Source organism: Streptomyces sp. NPDC096079, from assembly GCF_040303145.1.
In the GTDB taxonomy this organism is placed as follows: Bacteria; Actinomycetota; Actinomycetes; order Streptomycetales; family Streptomycetaceae; genus Streptomyces.
On the sequence record NZ_JBEOST010000024.1, the window covers coordinates 1 to 19368 of the forward strand.

Consider the following 19368-nt stretch of genomic DNA (forward strand, 5'->3'; position numbering starts at 1 on the left):
GACCATGTGGAAGCTGGAGGCCATGCGGCACGCCCTGGGTGACGTGCCGCTGACCGTGACCAGTGGAGTCCGCTCGTACGCCTGCAACAGCCCGGCCGGGACGGCGGGCGCGCCGCGTGCTGAACCGCGCGAACGGCCGTCGCCGTTCTCCCGGGCACAGCAGCCCGCCGACCGGAGGACCTCCACGCCATGGCCATCAACCCGCCGGAAGGGATCGCCGACTTCCTCGCCTTCGTGTCGGGCATGGAGTGGCCCGAGGCCGACGAGGACCACATGCGGCGGGTGGCCGAGCACTACGCCTCCGTCGCCGAGGACCTGGAGACGCTGTCCGGGTACGTCATCGAGCTCATCCCGATCGTCAAGAACGACTTCGAGGGCGAGGCCGCCGACGCGTTCCTCCTCACCATGCGGGACCTCACGGGCCAGACGGCGGGCGCGAACCAGCTGGAGCAGACGGCGGAGCTGTCGCGTCAGCTGTCCGACGTGGCGCTGAAGGTCGCCAACCAGGTCGAGTACACGAAGATCATGGCCATCCTCCAGCTCGTGCAGCTGCTGGCCGAGATCCTGTTCGCCACCCTCTTCTCCGCCTTCACCTTCGGCGCGGTGTGGGGGCCCGTGTCGGCGCTCTTCGCCGCGACCCGCGAGGGCCTCCACCAGCTCTTCCGCTGGCTGCTCCAGACGATCATCAGCCAGACCTTCATCGGCATCGTCGGCGGTGTCTTCCAGGACACGGTGATCCAGCTCTACCAGCTCAGCGTGGGCCACACGTCGAGCTGGAACACGGAGTCGCTGCTCGACTCCGTCAAGCAGGGCGCGCTGAGCGGCGTGGTCGCCGGTCCGCTGGAGATCCTGTCCCACTACGGTGGCAAGATCCTCGGCCGGCTCCTCGGCGGCAAGCCGCCGGCCTCGATCATCAGCAAGCGCGTCGACGACGTCCTCAACAAGATCGACGACAAGCTCGACGACGTCACGCCGAACCCGAAGCCCGATGTGCCGCCGGGCGGTGCGGGCAAGCCGGGCGGTCCGGAGGGCCCGAAGGCGAAGGAGGACCTGCCGTCGTCCCCGCCCAACACGCCGCCGAAGGACGTGACCCCTCCGCCGGTCCCGCCGAAGAAGACCGAGGCGGCCCCACCGTCGGTCCCGCCCAAGAGCGACGTGGCCCCGCCGGTCCCGCCGAAGACCGGCGACGGCCTCGTGTCCCCGCCCGCCACCGGCCGGCCGAAGACGGAGACTCCGGTCGGCGGCGGGGCCAAGGACAAGCCGACCGCCCCCTCGACAGGGAAGACGGGCGCCCCGGCCACCGGCAAGGGCGAGGTGCCGACCACTGGCAAGGGCGAGGTGCCCGGCGCGGGCAAGGGCGAAGTGCCCGGCGCGGGCAAGGGCGACGTCCCGACCACCGGCAAGGGCGAAGTGCCCGGCGCGGGCAAGCCAGACGTCCCCAACGCCGGCAAGCACGACGTCCCGACCACGGGCAAGGGCGAAGTGCCCGGCGCGGAGAAGCCCGAGGTTCCGAACGCGCACAGGACGGAGAGCGGCGACACGGCCGGCGCGGGTGCGGGCAAGGCGGGCTCCGGGGACGTGCCCACGGCGGGCGCGGGTTCCAAGGTGCCCGACGCGTCGGACGCGTCGGGGTCCGCCGGCCGCACCGCGGGCGACGTGGAGAACCCGCTGGACGACCTCCTGTCCACACCGGAGGCCCGCTCGGCCTTCGCCAAGGACATCGGCGAGCTCTTCGGCGGGGTCACCCGCAACCTGGAGACCGGGTTCATGCGGCACGGCGCCGGCAGCATCGCGGACTCGTTCGCCGAGAAGATGGGCGAGGTGTTCAAGAAGCACCTCAAGCACGAGGGCGCCGAGCAGGCCGGCAAGGACTTCGGCAAGATGCTGACCCAGAAGTGGGGGCGGGCCGGGGCCGACCACGCCGACCTTCCCAAGCTGCTCACCGAGGCGATGGGCGATCTGGGCAAGCTGGCGCCGCTCAGGAACCTCGCGGACTCGATGCCGAACCTGTTCGCCCGCTCCGAGCACAGCAACGCCCTCGCCCGCATCTTCAAGCAGGAGAACCCGCTCCAGGGCAATCCGATGTACCAGCTCGGCGGGGCCGTCGCCTCCCTCCTCAACGAGGGAACGAGCGAGATGCTCAGCGAGGGCTTCTACAACATGATCTTCGGGGACGGCACGTTCTCGGTGAGTGGCGGCCCGTTCGCCTCCGGCGTGGCCATGGGCGCGCTGAGCGCCGGCCTGCACCGGGCGTTCGAGCCGGTCATGGTGAAGTACCAGAACTGGGTCCTCACGCACCAGCACGCCGACAACCCCACCGACAGCAAGTACTTCGGGCTGCTGCACCCCATCAACATCGCCTCGTTCGTGTCGAACATGACGGGCAACCCGGCGCCGTGGCCGGTCCCCCGCCCCACCGCGGGGAGCGAGGAGACCAGCTTCAAGCAGGACATGAAGGACATGGTGAAGTGGGTCTTCTCCCACCCCATCAGCGGCACCCCCTTCTTCTCCGACCTGCCCCAGCGGCCCGACGCGACGGCCGACGGCGACGGCGACGCCTTCACGCCGCTCGACCTGGACCCCGGGCCGTCGTTCGCCGAAGAGATCGCCAAGGACCCGCGGTTCCGCACCGAATCGGACGGCGACCTGACCTCGGACGGGAAGGACGACGACGTCCTGACCGTGGAGGAGGACGCCGGCGACGCCGCCGTCACCGCACCGCCCCGGGCCACCGTCTCCTCGGACCTCTCCTCTCTGCTGGGCGACGACACGGAGGTCCCGGCCCCCGCGCCGGCGAGCAGGCCCGTCACCCTGAGCAGCGGCGACCGGTTCAGCGCCGCCCTGTCCCAGGACGACGACGTCCCGGCACAGGCGCAGTCGCAGTCGCAGTCGCAGTCGCAGTCGCAGTCGCAGTCGCAGGTGACGACCGAGGCCTCCTCCCGCTACGACTGGGATCACCTCGACATGCCGAGTGCCGACGAGCTCATGTACCTCGACGTCGGCGACGGCGACGGTGCCAACGTCGGGGGCACGGACGGCACGGGCACCCGCGCCGACGACGACAACACCCGTACGCCCTCGGACGACACGTCCGACAACGACGACAACAGCAGCAACAACAACCGCGACAACGACGACACCCCGTCCGACCCGCCCGTCCGGGACATCCCCTCCGGCATCGCCATGGGCGTCCTCAGCCCCGCCCAGGCCACCGCCCTCCAGGCGATCCCGAAGCGCCCCGGCGTGTTCGTCGTCGGCATGCACACCGACCCGGACGCCCCGAACGACCCGACCGCCGTCCTCAAGGCGCTCACCGACGCCCACGACGCGGGCCGGCTCGACGGCGTCAGCGAGATCCAGTTCACCGCCTGCAACCTCGCCGCGCCCGTGCACGAGAGCACGGTCAGGACCGTGATGAGCGGTCTGTGGAAGCACCGCGCCGCGACCGGCGCCGCCTCCCCCGACCCGCTCACCGCCCGCGCCGCCGACGCACCCGTCTGGTACGTGCCCGCCACCGGCGGCGACACGGAGGGCGGCGGCCACCTCCTCACCGCCCAGCACATCGGCCTCACGCCCGACGGGAAGATCGCCGTCGTGGACCGGGGCGCCTGGCACGTGTACGGCGACAGCGGCGACCCGGAGCACACGCCCCTCCGTACGACCCCCGCTCCGGACGCCCTCCCCGACGACGCGGTCGCCTTCCTGTTCCGCACCCCCAAGGTCGACACGGTGCACCCGGACGCGGTCAAGTTCGGAGACGGAGACGGAGACGACCGCCCGCCGGTCGACAAGGGCAAGGGCAGGGCCGAGGACGACGACGATCCCCCGCTGACCGGCAACGGCGAGGGGCCCAGCACCCGCCGGCCACGGCGACCCGACAACGACCAGGAGGACCCGCCCTCCTGGGCCCCTGACGCCTCGCTCGACGACATGGACCGCATCTACTACGCGGACGCGTCGGTCCAGTACGAGAAGAAGCTCGCCGCCTACCTGGCCCGGCGAACGGACGTCAAGGACCTCGCCAAGGAGCTGTCCCGCGTCCTCTGGGACAAGCTCCGGCATGTGGAGGACATCCACAAGCTGGGCACGAACAGCAACGAGTCGTCCGGTGCCGTAGGAACCGACCGGGCGGCCCTGAAGAAGGTCGTGCAGGAAGGGAACCTGCGGGAACGCATGGCCCTGTTCTTCAACGCCATCTCCACGAAGACCCTCGGCACCAGGATCGGCTACACCCCGTCCCCGCCCGCCTCCATCACCGCCGAGCGCGTCGACCGGAAGGACAATCCCCGGTTCGTCAAGTACCGCGAGCTCACCCGCGCGTTGCCCGACCGGTGGCAAGAGGTCTCCGCCATGCCGGACGGGACCGAGGCGGAGAAGGAGGCCAAGAAGAAGGAGCGGGAGGAACTCGAGGAGCTCGACCGCTCGTGGAGGCAGCTGGCCGCCGATCTGAAGAGCTTCAAGGAAGCGGACATCGTGCCCCGCCTGAGCGAGCGTGAGAGGCCGCTCGCCCTCAACACGGAGAAGAAGGTGCGGTGGATCCCCGGCGGGGCCCGCTATCGCCTGACGACGGACTTCCTGTACAAGAAGCAGACCCAGGAGCACCTGGCCACGGCCGGCACGTCGGGTTCGGGCTTCATGTTCCACCGGTACCTCCAGCTGATGATCGACCGCGGATGGTTCCACGACGCCGACCAGCGGCCCAACCCGAAGATCAACCACCGGACGCTGCGGCTCGCCATCATCGCCGCCTTCCTCAACCAGGGACACCACACCCTGCCCGAGGTCATGGCGGGCTCCGCCGCCTTCGTCGACTACTACCGGGCGAAGCACCCCGGCCGGCAGCTGCCGCCCGACATCGAGGCCCTTCAGGCGCCGGCGCCCGGCCGGGACTACTACCGCAGCATGCGCCTCGTACACGAGGAGGACCTGCGCAGGCACGTCGCGGACGAGGGGAGGTTCCCCGACGAGATCGCCGACGAGAAGATGGCGGAACTGCGCCGGTGGTACGTCGCGCAGGAGGAGGAGGCCGGGCACGCCGAGAGCACCGCCACGGACATGGACATGGACGTCGACGAGCCCGTGTCCCAGCCCCAGTCCGGTTCCTCCCGCAGGAAGAGGGACTCGGACGGCGACGTCGTCATGCAGGACCCCAGCAAGCGTCCCCGTCGCGGCGGCGACGACAGCGACGACGACAACGGCGACACGGCCGCGAACGTCCCCGAGAACTCCCCCCACACCCTGCCGGGCCTGCAGCGGCCGGAGGAGGCGGTCCCGGACGAACGGCCGGTCACGGCCGACCGGTGGGCGCCGTGGCGGTGGGCACCGGGCCGGGAGGACGTACCGCCGCCCGCACGGGTCCGTACCGAGCGCTTCGACCCGGCGGCGGACCCGGACGCCGCCGGCCCCTTCCCGGGCACCGCGGATCGGCGGAACGGGAACGGGACGCTCGCGGGCCGGCGGACGCTGATCCGCGCGGACGTCGAGCGGTTCGTCGTGCCCGAGGACGGTGACGGCGCGCCAGGCGGGCCCGTCCGGCTGGTGCGGGTGACACTGCCGGTGGCCGTCGACGCCTCCTTCTCGGCGGCGGACGCGGCCGCGCTGCGCGCCCGGATGCAGGGGCTGCTGGACAGCCACGTCAACCTGGGCTTCCGGCTGCCGCGCAGCAGCGACCAACTCCACATGGAGGTGGACCTGGTCCCGGCCCCCCGAGGAGGCGCGGACGTGGTGCGGGTGACCCGGGACGGCGGACCCGACACCCGGTCCGACCAGCTGAACCTGCGGCTGCACGCCGACGACTCCGATCCGGACGTGCGCGGCCGCGACGACGCCATGCTGCTGCACGAGCTGCTGCACTACGCGGGGCTGCCGGACCGCTACCACGACGCGGAGACGCTGTTCCGGCACACGCCCGACCGGGCCGACGCGTCCGGGGTCATGGCGACGTCCGTCCTGCCCGACGGGACCCTGCCCCACCGCTACCTCGGGGCCGTCGAGGACGCCACGGAGTCCGGCTCCGTCCTCCACGACAACGAGGGTCCGGGGTCCTGGAGCATGCCGTCGCCCTCCCCCGTACGGGACATCCCGGCCGGGATCGCCGTCGGCGCCCTCTCCCCCGCCCAAGCCGCCTCGCTGCGCGCGCTCCCCGAGCGCCCCGGCGTCTTCGTCGTCGGCACCCACACCGACCCGAACGCCCCGCACGACCCGGCCGTCCTCCTCAAGGCGCTCACCGACGCCCACGACGAGGGCCGGCTCGACGGCGTCACCGAGATCAGGTTCACCGGGTGCGACCTGGCCTCCCCCGTCCACGGGTCCACCGTGAGGACGGTGATGAGCGGTCTGTGGAAGCACCGCGCCGAGAACGGCGAGGAAGGCCCGCTCACCGCTCTCGCCGCCGACGCGCCGGTCTGGTACGTGCCCGGCGGCGAGGGGGTGTTCACCGCCCGCCACGTCGGCGTGACCGCTGACGGCCGGATGACCGTCCTCGGCGGCGCCGACTGGCACCGCTTCACCGACACCGGCGCCCCCGACCACACCGCGGAGACCACCCCCGTCGGCGACGACGGGGCTCCCGCCCACGCGGTGCGCCTCACGGACGGCGACGAGACCGGCCCGGAGCACGAGGACGCGGTGCGGTTCGGCGACGACACCGACGGCGAGGACGAGGCCGTCGCGGTCAGCATGCTGGTGGACGGCCTGCCCGACCTCAAGAAGCGGATCGTCTCCTTCGCCAAGGGGGAGAAGACCCTCGGTCCCCAGGACGAGAAGGAGCTCCGGAACCTCGCGGCGGAGCTCTTCCCCGAACTGCTCCGCCACGCCGACGATCCCTCCCTGGGTGAGCTGCGCGTCGAGATCGTCGCGGCGGGCAACAATCTGCTGCCGGGCGCCGCACAGAAGACCGGCTGGCAGCGCGCCCAGGCCGTCTCGCACCTGCTGAAGGACGAGATCCACCAGCTGGCACGGGGCCTGTGGCGGGAGAACGACATCAGCAAGGCCAAGGCGGAGTTGGCGGCCAGCCTGGCGCAGTTCACCCTCGTCTCCCGAGGCCGCACCGGTCTCCAGGGACTCGACGACTCGGGCGAAGGATCACGGACGGCCCTGCGCCGCCGGGCCACCGCGTCCGCCGAGGTCACGTACGAGAGCGCGTACCGTCCCCAGCTCACGCTGTCCGTGGAGACGACCGCCCAGGCGGTGGACCTGTTCCGGCGGATGGCGGACCGTCCCGTGGCCGAGCGCACGGCGGTCTCCCTCGACGATCTGACCGGTCCCCGGATCTTCTGGAAGTCCACGTCCGACCTCCCCGACAACCACAACCTGGTCATCCAGGTGCAGACGGCGCAGGGCGGCGGCCAGCGCCACCTGACGGGAAGCATGTCGATCTTCACCCCCGGCACGCTCGTCCACGTGGCCTCCTTCGAGCGGACGGACTCCGGCCGCTTCCTGGTGACCCTGCTGGAGGTCGGCCCGGACACCGTGTGGCCGCCCGAGGGACCGGAGCGGGGCGAGCCGGTCCTCGGCCTGCCCGGTGTCGGCTACCCGGGCCCGAACAGGCCCTTCGACTCCACCCTGAAATACGTCAAGGAGGCCCTGAAGCCGAAGGACGGCGAGGGCAAGGGCAGGAAGAACGGCAAGGAGAGGGAACCCCAGACGACGGCCGATGACAACCGGAAGCCCGGGACGGAGGCCGAATCGAGCGCGAGCGCGAGCGCGCGGCCGAACCCGGGTCCGGAAGCGAACCCGCAGGCCGCGCCCCAGACCTCGGGCCACTACGAGTTCCAGCAGGCGTACTACATCCACCGCGGAGAGGTGGACGTGGAGATGGAGGACGGCGAGCCGTACGTCCGCTTCTACACCACGGTGGTCAGCCGGGACACGGTGACGGCCCACGAGGAGCCCCACGAGTTCACCGCCGAGCACAAGGACGTCCAGCAGCACAAGGACACCGGCGAGGTCGTCGTGGCCACGGGGGACAAGCCGGGCGGAACCCTCTGGGTCGGCATGGGCACCCCCGCGCGGGCCATCGGCTGGGCCATGAAGTACCAGGCACAGTTCCCGGACAAGCAGCCGCTCATCCGATCCTTCCTCGTCCCCCTGCACGTCTACCAGCAGATCACGTCGGCCTCGGTTCCGGAGCACGACGCCGGCTCGCTCGGGCACCCCTACCGGGGCAGCGCGTCCCTCACGCCCGAGGGCCTGCGCGATCCCGAGGAGAATCCCGAGAGCGAGGTCGAGAGGATCTACCGGGACCGGTGGCACAGCCAGGCACAGGGCTCGGCTCCCGTCCCGATCCCCGACCACAAGGAGACCGACACGTCCGACGGCGCCGACGAGGACCCCGCGCCCAGCGCCGACCGGCCCCTCGCCGGACGGCCCCTCAACACCGACCAGTCGGGCGAGCGCAACCAGTTCGGCGTGCGGGGCGAGAACCTCCTCCTGCTGCGCCGGAGCATCCGGCCGAACTCCCTGATCACGTACTACGGCAACAGGGAGGAGACCGGCCTGACCCCCGACGAGTACACGGGGGACTTCCGGGACGGCGAGGCGGTCCACGTCGACGTGCTGCGCGACCGCCTCGGCATCCCGCCCGTGGACGCGCCGCAGCTGAAGGAGCGGTACAACCCCTGGGTCCAGAACGCGGGGCACGTCAACTCCCCCGACGTCCTCCGGGGGATCTCCGGCCAGCTGCGGCAGTTCCACGAGACGTGGCAACAGTCCCGGCAGCGGCCCGCCGAGCGCAGGGTGGGACACCTTCTGGAGCCCGACATGCCCCCGGAGCCCTACGGCAACCGGCCCAACCTGTCCTTCGGCAGGCGGCTCGAGGACCTCAAGAAGTTCCTGGGCGACTACCGGGCGCACCTGAAGGACCCGCAGGGCGAGCCGGTCTCCCTGGACTTCCTCGGCAAGCCCGACCCGGAACTGGCGTCCCCCGCCGACTTCCACGCCCGTGACGTCGTGGAGACGTTCATGAAGAACACGGTCCTGCCCTGGGCCTCCCACGCCGAGATCGGACTCGTCCTCTCCCTCCAGAGCCAGGAGGTCAAGGCCGACCTCAACATCACCGACTCGCCCCTCGTCCACGACTTCGACGACATGCGGCGACGGCAGCCGGAGGAGGCCCACCTCCAGCGCCAGGTGGGCAAGGACCTCACCGAGCTGTGGCGGGAGGGCACGTCCCTGCACCGGGTGATCGACCGCCTGATCCGGGACTACCCCGAACTCGACCCCCTCTACAAGGAGATCTGCGCGACGAGCGAGGGATACACCTTCTTCCAGCACGCGCAGATGGTCCTCGGCCAGTACCTCAAGCTCGCCCACCGCGACCGGGACAGCGCGGAGCGGCTGGTGCCCGTGGACGCGGTCGTCAAGGCGATCCTCTTCCACGACATCGAGAAGGCCAACTCGAAGCTGATGTACGGGGGCGACGGGAAGTCCAGGGCCAAGAGGGCGGAGCTCCACGACCACGAGGCCGAGCACCGGGGGGCCGTCGAGGTCATGAACCGGTACCGCTACCTCTGGGGCGACATCGACAAGGACCCGGACGCCAGACTGGCGTACCGGGCGGCCGTCATGATGGTCGACTCGGACCCCTTCGGCTTCTACTACCGGGACAAGCACCACTTCCTCCGGCCGAAGGGCTCCGACGAGGAAGCCAAGGCCGAGAGCAGCGGTCTCAACCGCGACGTGACCTTCCACTGGATCGTGGAGTCGTACATGAGGCTGCGGGGGCGGGACACGGTGACGTCCGACGGCGACGTGCGCCGCCTGGCCGAGCTGAGCACGGAGGACACCGAGGACATCCGCCGGCTCTTCCACGAGTTCCACCAGTACTACCAGGCGGACTTCTCCTCCTACACGACCTACAGCAAGTACGTCAGCTACAAGGAGCCGCGGTCCACCCCGGAGGAGAGGGAGCGGGCCGCCGAGAACGCCAGGCTCACTCGGCGGCGGGCCGAGGATGACGCGGAGCGCGAGAAGCAGGGGCTCGACCCCCTGCCGAAGCTGCCCCCTGCGCCCTCTTTCCGGATCTCGTCCCGCGAGCTCGACGCGGTGAAGTCCGGTCAGAAGACCTTCACCGAGCTCTTCGCTCCCGTGCCGGAGAACAGGAAGCTCGTGCTGAACCCGGACAACCCCTACGGCACCGGCCCCAAGACCGCCGAGACGTCCCCGGTGCGGGGCAAGTCCTCGCTGCGGTTCGTCTTCGCGGACCTGGAGAAGCACTACGGCATCGCGACCATGTTCGACGAGCCGGAGGGCATCTCCCCCCACAGGGACTACGAGGGCATGTACCACGAGCTCGCGAAGATGTTCGAGAGCGAGGAGAGCTTCAGGGAGCACTACCAGCGCGTCGGCGGGGAGCGGATGCGCCAGGAGGCGAAGTACCTCGGCGACGAGAAGAACGCGATGAAGGGCGACTCCGAGCCGTCCGCCCCGAAGAAGGAGAAGAAGGTCACCAACCTGCTGGACCAGGACGACGCGGGAGACCTCTTCATCGAGTTCGGGAACGAGCGGCCCTCCGCCCCCGCCCCCCTCCCCACGTCTGCCGACGCCGTCGACGACGCCCCCGCCACCGTCCGGACCTCCGACGAGCGGATCGGCGAACTCGTCAGGGCCCTCGCCCTCTCCCACCAGGGCAACGACACCCGCCACCTCGTCGACCCCGACGCCGGCGACGCCGAGGCGGACCGGGTCCGCGGTGTCGTCGGACGCTTCCCCCGGGACGACCGGTTCTTCACGCTCGCCAGCCACATCACGGGGAACGACGGGGCGCCCGTCTGGCGCGGGCAGCGGGTCGCGCCCGGCGAACTGGCCGTCGTGCTGTCCCGGCTGGCCGACGAGGGGGTGTGGGACACCGCGAAGCCGCTGCGGTTCGCCGCCTGCGGGCTGGGCGCGGACGTGGAGCGCTCGTACGCCGCCGACACGCTGCGGGAGCTGCGAAAGCTGCGGCCCGGACTGCCGCTCACCGCGTACGCCCCCCGGTCCGCGCTGTGGTTCGTCCCCTCGGTGACCGGCACGGACCCGGCGGGCACGGGACACACGGTCGTGGCCCAGAAGGTCGTCTGGGGGCCGGACGGAACGCCTCGGCTCACCCCCGACCACTGGGTCCGTCTGTCCCTGCCGGCAGACGGGGACGGCACGGTCGAGGCCACCCTTCTCGGCGCCCACATGCCGCCGGACGGCCTGCTGCCCCCCGGCGACGTGCCGGTGACGACTCCGGCACCGGACGGCTACCTCGTCGACGACGGCTCCATGGAGGAGACGGAGGAGAGGAAGGAGACGGAGGAGACGGAGGAGACGGAGGAGACGGAGGAGACGGCAGGCACGGCCGAGACGACCGAGTCTCCCACCCCCGGTTCCTTCGTCCTGTCCTCGTGGACCTGACCGCGCTGACACGCCGGTGGATCTGAACCGGTCCCGGTGTGCCGTACGTTCCCCCGGGAGCTCACGGAACGCCGGGCCGCTCCGGCCCGCCCAGAATCCCAGGACAGGAACCCGCCATGACCGACCCCGAGCCCCGGCCGGAGTTCCGGCTCGCCTCCGTCTTCGACCACGCGGACCCGGTGACGGGGCCGGGCTTCGCCACGGACCACCCGGTGGTCGAGGACCCCGAGCTGCACGCCCTGCTGCTGGAGCGGCTTGCGGCCGGGACGCCCGTGCTCGCGACGCCGGTCCTGATGGACGACGTCCTCGACGCCTCCCGGGTCGCGGAGGTGCCGCTCACCTTCCGTACGGACGGGCGGTGGGTGTGGACGGACGCCGTCACGTACTACCTGGACCACTACGCGCTCGCCCCCGACCCGGAGCTGCTGGCGCACCTGGGCGACCCCGGCTACACGGCACCCGGCCCCCTCGGGCAGGACGTCGTCGAGCGCGCCGCCGCCTTCGTCCTGACCCCGGCGCCGGAGGGGACCGAGGTTCATCCGCTGGGCTGACCGGAGTGGTGAACCACGGAGCGGCGCCGGTCCGTTCGTACGTGCGCGGAGGGTTCGCGACGACCGAGGGGAATGACGGTGGACGACAACGAGGTGCGGACCGGACGAGCCGCCGGGCAGGACGCGGGATCCATCAGCCTGCCCGCGGTCGCCTGGCAGCAGACGGGCGAGGAGCCGGAGGGCGAGCCCGGACGCAAGCCGGAGGCAGAACCCGGCGGGGAGCCGGACGGAGAGGCCGGAGGCGTGCCGGTCGCGGGACCCGTGGCACCGGAACCGGTCCCGGATGCCGTCGCCGAGCCGGAGACCCCGGCCACGCCCCCGGCCGCTTCTTCCGGCGCCGCCCCGGCCGTGCCCGTCACCGGCGAGAGCGGGAGCGATGCCGGGGCCGGCACGGGAACGACCGGCGAAGAAGAAGCTCCGGAAAGCGCCTCCGGGGACGGCGCGCAGGCCGCCTCCGACGCGGACGGCCTCGCCGCGCAGGCCGTCGGAGCCGCCGGGACGGCGGCGCGGGCCGAGCCCCGGCCCGCACGGCGGCTGTCGAAGCCGATGATCGCGGCGGCGGCCACCTCGGGCGTGGTCCTGATGGGCGTGCCGCTGCTGCTCTCGCAGCTCGGCGGCGGCAGCGGTTCGGGGCCGGGGTCCGTACCGCCGCGGCCCACCGGGTACAGCCAGGCCGACGGCGGCCCCGGAGGCTTCGTACCGCGGGCGGACGCACCGGAGAAGGGCTCCACGCTGCCCGGCACCCTCGCACCGGGGACGACGAACGCCCCGGGGAAGACGTCCCCGGTCGCGGGGAAGGGCCCCCTGGCCACGAGTGTCGCCGGGATCGGTGCCGGAGTGGGCGCGGGCCCGGCGCCCACCTCCACCCGGGCGCCCGGTGCCGGACAGAGCCCGGACCCGACCTCCGCCCCCGGAGGCGGTTCCGCGCCGACCAAGGTCCCGGCCGCGCCCCGGGAGACCACAGCCGCCCCGCAGAAGCCGGCCACCCAGGCGCCCCCGCCCCCTCCGGCGAAGGCTCGGTACGCGGCCCTGGCGGGGCCGAGCTGCGCCGGCAGCGGTGCGAGTTTCACGTACAGCGGCTGGTTCACGGACGGCAAGGAGGGCTGGCAGAAGTTCAGCTCCGGCGGTCACGCGGGCGACGGCTGCAACGGCAGCTTCCTCTCGCTGCCGATGTCCGGGAAAACGGGCTCGGACGCCGGGAACGCGCTGCGCTGGACCTTCCGCACCGGCGCCGTCACCTCCGGCACCTGCCAGGTCTCGGTGCACATCCCGAACAACAGCGACATCAAGGTGGTCGGCGGCAGACCGGCCTACTACACGGTGCACGCGGGAGCCACGGGCAACGATCCGATCCTGCGGTCCTTCAACGTCGACCAGCCGTCCCGGCGGGGCCAGTGGGTGAGCGCGGGCGACGTCCGCATCACCGGCGGCGTGCTGACGGTGAAGCTGCACGACCGGGGCCTGGACTGGTCCGGTTCGCAGCAGACCTACGCCCATCACGCGGGCGACGCCGCCCGTGTCCAGTGCACCTCCGCCTGAAAGGGATCATCCACGCATGTCGCGCCATGTGCTGACCGTGAGCGCCGAGGCGCAGCACGACCGCCCGTCCGCCGGCGGCCCGTACCGCACGATCGGAGCCGCTCTGGAGGCCGCGCGCAGCGGCGCGGTGATCTCGGTGCGCCCGGGGCGGTACGAGGAGAACCTGGTCGTCACCAAGATGGTGACCATCACCGCCGAGGACCCGAACGGGACCGTGCGGATCGTGCCGCCCCGGGGAACGGTGGTGCAGGTGGTGGCCGAGGCGGTGCAGCTGACGGGGCTGCTGCTCCAGGGCCTGGACGACGAACTGCCCGTCGTGGACGTGCCGCGCGGACAGGCGGCGCTCCAGGACTGCGAGGTGGTGGGGAACGCCTGGACGGCCCTGCTGACCCGGCAGCAGGGTTCGCTGGCGATGCGGGGCTGCCGGGTGACCAACCCGGGCGGGGCGGGGATCGTGGAGACCTCCACGGGCACCAGCGTGATCGACGGCTGTGTGGTGGAGCACCTGGGGACCTCGGCGGTGGTCATCGGAGAGGGGGCCAATCCGACCTTCCGCAACTGCGTGCTGCGCGATGCCCGGGGCAACGGGGTGTGCGCGAACGGCGAGGGCCGGGGGCTGATCGAGGACTGCGAGATCTCGGCCACCGACAAGCCGGCCATCGCCCTGGAGGAGAACAGCTCCACCCGAGTGGTGCGGACCTCGGTGCGGGACTGCCTCCTCGGCGTGTACATCAGTTCCAAGGAGCGGGTGGTCCTGGAGGACTGCTCGGTGTCCGCGACGAAGGTGCACGGAATAGCGCTCGCCGAGGGCACCGATCCGTTGCTGAGCCGCTGCCGGGTCTCCCGGACCAAGGGCAACGGCGTCCATGTGACGGGGCGTTCGCGCGGCACGTTCGAGGAGTGCGAGGTCACCGCGGCCGAAGGCACCGGCATCTGGGTGGAGGAGTCCTCGGGCCCCTCGTTCAAGCGGTGCGCGGTGCGGGACGCGAAGGAGGCCGGAGTCCAGCTGACCGGCGACAGCGCCCCGGACTTCGACCGGCTCACGGTGCGCGGCGGCGCGGCGGCGGGGGTGCGCGTGCTGGAGGGGGCGAACCCGATGCTGCGGCGTCTCCAGGTGTCGGACGTGGCCGGGGCGGGGGTGGAGGTGACCCGGGGCGGCCGGGGCCGCCTGGAGGGTTCGGAGATCTCGGCCACCGGGCAGGCGGGGGTGCGGATCGCCGACGGCGGCGACGCGTACGTCGGCACCACCACGGTCCGGGAGACCAGTGCGGCCGGCGTGTCGGTCGGCGGAGGCGGGGTGGCGACGCTGCGGGACTGCGAGGTCGCCGACGCACCGCAGGAAGGGGTGCTGGTCGAGGACGGCGGGGAGCTGACGGCGGCCCGGACCCGGGTGCGGTCCTGCCGGCGGCACGGATTCCGGGTCGCGGTGGGCGGCCGGGCCGCGCTGAACCGCTGCGAGGCGGTGGACAACACCGGCGACGGCATCCGGGTGGACTCCACGGAGGCGGTACGCGTGCACGACTGCACGGTCTCCGGGAACGGCGGCTCGGGCGTGCGTCAGCTCACGCCGTCGGCGCGGCTCGCGGTGGAGAACCTGACCAGCACGGAGAACGAGCTGCCGGACTCGTACGGGGAGTCGGCGGCCGAGGCCGGCGGGCCGGGGCCGGCGGCGGACGGGCCGCGCGGGGCGGAGGTCCGCGAGGGCGCTCCGGACGGTTCCGCCCGCGAGGGCGCGGTGGCGGCGGCGCCCGCCGCGTCGCGCCGGCCGGACGGGCCGCTGGAGGCGCTCGACGCGCTGGTGGGCCTGGACGGGGTGAAGGAACAGGTCGCCACCCTCGTCAACCTCAACAAGCTGGCCCGGCGAAGGGAGTTGGCGGGGATGCCCGCGCTGCCGATGAGCCGCCACCTGATCTTCGCGGGGCCGCCCGGCACCGGCAAGACGACGGTGGCCCGGCTGTACGGTTCGATCCTCGCCGAGTTGGACGTCCTGCCGTCGGGCCATCTGGTGGAGGTGGCGCGGGCGGACCTGGTGGCGTCGATCATCGGCGGGACGGCGATCAAGACGACGGAGGTCTTCCAGCAGGCGCTGGGGGGCGTGCTGTTCATCGACGAGGCGTACACCCTGTCGCAAGGGACGGGCGGCAGCGGCCCGGACTTCGGCCGGGAGGCCATCGACACGCTGGTGAAGCTGATGGAGGACCACCGCGACGAGGTCGTGGTCATCGTCGCCGGGTACTCGGAGGAGATGCGGGGCTTCCTCGACTCCAACCCGGGCCTGGCGTCCCGGTTCAGCCGCACGGTGGAGTTCGTGAACTACGCGGACGACGAGCTGACCACGATCGTGGCGCTGTCCGCCGCCTCGCACGGTTACCAGCTCGCCGACGGCACCCGCGAGGCGCTGACGCTGCACTTCGAGACCATGACGAAGGGCGCCGACTTCGGCAACGGCCGGGCGGCGCGGAAGGTGTTCGAGGAGATGGTGGACCGGCAGGCGTCCCGGCTGGCCGCGCTGCCCGAGATCGGCAACACCGATCTGGCGCTGCTCAAGCCGGAGGACGTGGGTGCGGAGGCCGCCAGGGCGGTCGCGGCGTCCGGTGCACCGGAGGAGCGCAGGACGGAACTCCTCGACGAACTGCGGGCGATGATCGGCCTGCCCGCCGCCAAGGAGCAGGTCGAGGATCTGGTCAATCTGATCAAGCAGGTCAACCGGCGCAAGGAGGCCGGGCTCCCGACCGCCACGATCAGTCATCACGTGGTCTTCTCGGGCCCGCCCGGCACCGGCAAGACGACGGTGGCCCGGCTGTACGGGCAGCTGCTCGCCGAGCTGGGCGTACTGCCGGGCGGTCAGCTGGTGGAGACGGCGCGGGCGGATCTCGTGGGTCGGTTCGTGGGCCACACCGCGCAGTTGACGAAGGACGCCTTCGACCGGGCGCGCGGTGGCGTGCTGTTCATCGACGAGGCGTACACCCTGACGCCACGCGGCGGCACGGGCAGCGACTTCGGACAGGAGGCGGTCGACACCCTCATGAAGCTGATGGAGGACCACCGCGACGAGGTCGTGGTCATCGTCGCCGGGTACGCCGACGAGATGCAGGGCTTCCTGGACTCCAACCCGGGCCTGGCGTCCCGCTTCTCCCGTTCGGTCGTCTTCGAGCACTACACCGACGAGGAACTGGTACGGATCGTGGAGGCGTTGTCCGACAAGGCGGGGTACGTGTGCCCGCCGGAGACGCTGGCGGTGCTGGGCGAGTTGTTCGCGGCGGTGCCGCGCGACCGGAACTTCGGCAACGGCCGCTTCGCCCGCCAGGTCCTGGAGACCATGATCACCCGGCAGGCGGGCCGGCTCAGCCGGCTCGATGTCGACGACGTGGCCGAGCTGAGCCTGCTGCTGCCTCAGGACGTGCCCTGGGACCGGGTGCCGGACGGTGTCGCGTGAGGCGGAGCGGGGCGGCGGTTCTCTCGACGGCTCTGCTGTGCGGGGCCCTGGTCCTGCTGCCGGTGAGTGCGGCGGCCGTGCCGGGCCCGGGCGGCGGGACCGGCGCCGAGGCGGTGGCCGGCACGGTGGGCACGGATCCCGCCTCGCTGCCCGCTGTCACGCAGCGGCTCCCGGGCGACACCTGCCGCGAGAAGTCGGACCGGAAGGTCGCCGGACTCCCCTGGCCCCAGGCGCTGCTGCGCCCGGACACGGTCTGGCCGCTGTCCGAAGGGGCCGGGGTGACGGTGGCCGTGGTGGGCTCGGGGGTGGACGACGCCGCCGGGCTGCTGGGCGACCGGCTGAGGCGGACCCCGCGCCTCTTCGACGGCGGGGGCACGGCTGCGGACTGCGTCGGTCACGGCACCTTCACGGCCGGTCTGATCGCGGCGGCCCGCACCCCGGGCGCCGGTTTCGCGGGGATCGCGCCCCAGGCTCGGATCCTCGACGTGCCGGTCACCGACCGGCGGGGGAACACCACCCCCGAACTCCTCGCCCGGGGCATCCGGGCGGCCGTCGGCGGCGGCGCCCGGGTGATCGCCGTGGTGGCGGTGGCGGGCACGGACAGCCCGGCCCTGCGGAGCGCCGTGCGGTACGCGGTCGCCGAGGGCGCCGTCGTGATCGCCCCGGCCGCCCCGGACGGGGCGAAGGGACCCGCGTACCCCGCGGCCCTTCCGCAGGTGGTGGCGGTGGCGGCGACCGGCCCCGGCGGGAAGGCGTCCGGGCAGGCCCCCGAGGGCCGGGTCGACCTGACGGCGCCCGGCGAGGCCGTGATGGGCCCCGGGCCGGGCGGCCGGGGCAGTTTCACCGCCTCCGGGCCGAGCTACGCGGCGGCGCTGGTGGCCGGGACTGCGGCCCTCGTCCTGGACCGCCGACCGGAATTGAGCGCCGAGGCCCTGGTCCACCGGCTCCGCGCCACCACGACGGGTCCTGGCGAGCCGATGCCGGACCGGACGCGGGGGTACGGCTCGGTCGACCCGATCGCCGCCGTGACGGCCGTGCTCCCCGAGGAGGGCGGCGGCGCGGCGGTCCGGGCGGCTGCCCCCGGCGTGGTGATGCCGACCGCGCCAGGACGTTCCGCCGCAGGGTCCGCCGGATGGGTGGCGGCCGGTTCCACGGCGGTGCTGGCGGGGGTGGCGGGGGCGTCCGCCGTACTGCAACGGGGCCGCCGGCGGGGGTGGCGGCCGGGCGGCTACCGCGCCCCGGAGGCCGTGAGCGGCGGCGGGCCGGAGCCGTTCCCGCCCTCCTAGGCCTGCCCGTCAGGGACTCCGTTCGGACGCACGGGCGCGGTCCGCGGCGCGTACGGGGCGGGCCGGTGCCACCCACCCGGTACCGCCTGCACTGCACACCGGTCAGAGGATTAGGGAGGCGTTACCGGACAGCCCTCGGTCACATCCGAATCATTAGCCATGCGTTAGTCACGATTGCCAAGGTCGTTCCGACCAGTCCGGCGTGCCCAGAACCGTCGGCAGATCGGTGCCGCCGTCCGCTACCCCCGAGTCGCCGACGCGCGGCGGGGAGGAACGACCGGGGTGACAAGGCACGAAGGCGGGGCCGACGGCGCGGTCCGCGCGGGAGCGGGACCGGACATCCACGCGGGGGCGCGGCCCCGCCCCACCATGGACCGCGACACTCTGGCGGAGCTCCACCGGCTGCACGCCTCCGCCCTGTTGCGCGCCCTGCTCCGTTTCACCAGCGGGGACCGGGGCAAGGCCGAGGACATGCTCCAGGAGACCTTCCTGCGCGCCTGGCAGAACCCCCAGGCTCTCGTCCGGGGTCCGGAGCACGGTCGGCCCTGGCTGTTCACCGTCGCCCGCCGGATCTCCATCGACCACTTCCGGGCGCAGTCCGCCCGGGTGAAGGAGCTGGGCGACGAGACGCCGGAGGACCGTGCGGGCCCCGACGACCCGTACGAGGAGATCGTGACCGCGCAGGCCGTCGGCGACGCGCTCGCCGAACTGCCCGAGCACCAAAGGGAGGTGCTGGTGGAGCTGCACCTCAACGACCGGTCCACCACGGACGCGGCCGCCGTGCTCGGCATCCCGTCGGGCACCGTCAAGTCCCGGAACTTCTACGCGGTGCGGGCACTGCGTCCCGTCCTCGAGCGGCACGGTCTCGCCCCGGCGGGCCGCCCGCTCCGCCCCGTCTGAACCGGGCGTGCCCGCCGGGCCGTTCCTCCGGGCGACCGACGAGAGGGGACCGAGGTGGTCACCGTCGTAGCCAGGAACGACATGGACGCGCCCGAACACTGGACGGACGCGCCCGACTACGGCCCCGGGCACTGGCGCGCGAGGCGGAACGAAGCCCCGCCGGCAGCGCCGCCGGAGCCGGCCCCGGGGGCGGAGCCCGAACCGACGGCCGAGCCCGCCCCGGCGGAGCCCGTCACGACGGCGGCGCCCACCCCGGCGCAGCCCGTACCGGCGGCAGAGG

At 72.7% G+C, this 19368-nt stretch carries 7 protein-coding genes and 1 pseudogene; all 8 read left to right on the top strand.

Annotated elements, in window-relative coordinates; all coding sequences use genetic code 11:
* Positions 1-118: pseudogene (locus ABTY59_RS32310) on the top strand (D-Ala-D-Ala carboxypeptidase family metallohydrolase); the annotation flags it as partial.
* Between the two features lie 71 nt (positions 119-189).
* Entirely contained in the window at positions 190-11376 is an 11187-nt protein-coding gene (locus ABTY59_RS32315; RefSeq protein WP_352022730.1) for a WXG100-like domain-containing protein, read from the top strand.
* Positions 11377-11492: 116 nt separating this feature from the next.
* Positions 11493-11927 (top strand): hypothetical protein, encoded by a 435-nt coding sequence (locus tag ABTY59_RS32320; RefSeq protein WP_352022652.1) that lies wholly within the window; start codon positions 11493-11495, stop codon positions 11925-11927.
* Positions 11928-12005: 78 nt separating this feature from the next.
* Positions 12006-13466 (top strand): hypothetical protein, encoded by a 1461-nt coding sequence (locus tag ABTY59_RS32325; RefSeq protein ID WP_352022653.1) that lies wholly within the window; start codon positions 12006-12008, stop codon positions 13464-13466.
* A 16-nt stretch (positions 13467-13482) separates the two neighbouring features.
* On the top strand, positions 13483-16902 hold the full coding sequence (locus ABTY59_RS32330) for a right-handed parallel beta-helix repeat-containing protein (protein WP_352022654.1): 3420 nt from the start codon (positions 13483-13485) through the stop codon (positions 16900-16902).
* Positions 16899-18188, top strand: coding sequence for a S8 family serine peptidase (locus ABTY59_RS32335; protein ID WP_352022655.1), 1290 nt, complete (start codon positions 16899-16901; stop codon positions 18186-18188). The genes ABTY59_RS32330 and ABTY59_RS32335 overlap by 4 nt, the downstream gene beginning before the upstream one ends.
* 282 nt (positions 18189-18470) lie before the next feature.
* Positions 18471-19088 (top strand): sigma-70 family RNA polymerase sigma factor, encoded by a 618-nt coding sequence (locus ABTY59_RS32340; RefSeq protein WP_352022656.1) that lies wholly within the window; start codon positions 18471-18473, stop codon positions 19086-19088.
* Positions 19089-19142: 54 nt separating this feature from the next.
* Positions 19143-19368: hypothetical protein (locus tag ABTY59_RS32345; protein ID WP_352022657.1), on the top strand; the 226-nt coding region annotated here is incomplete at its 3' end.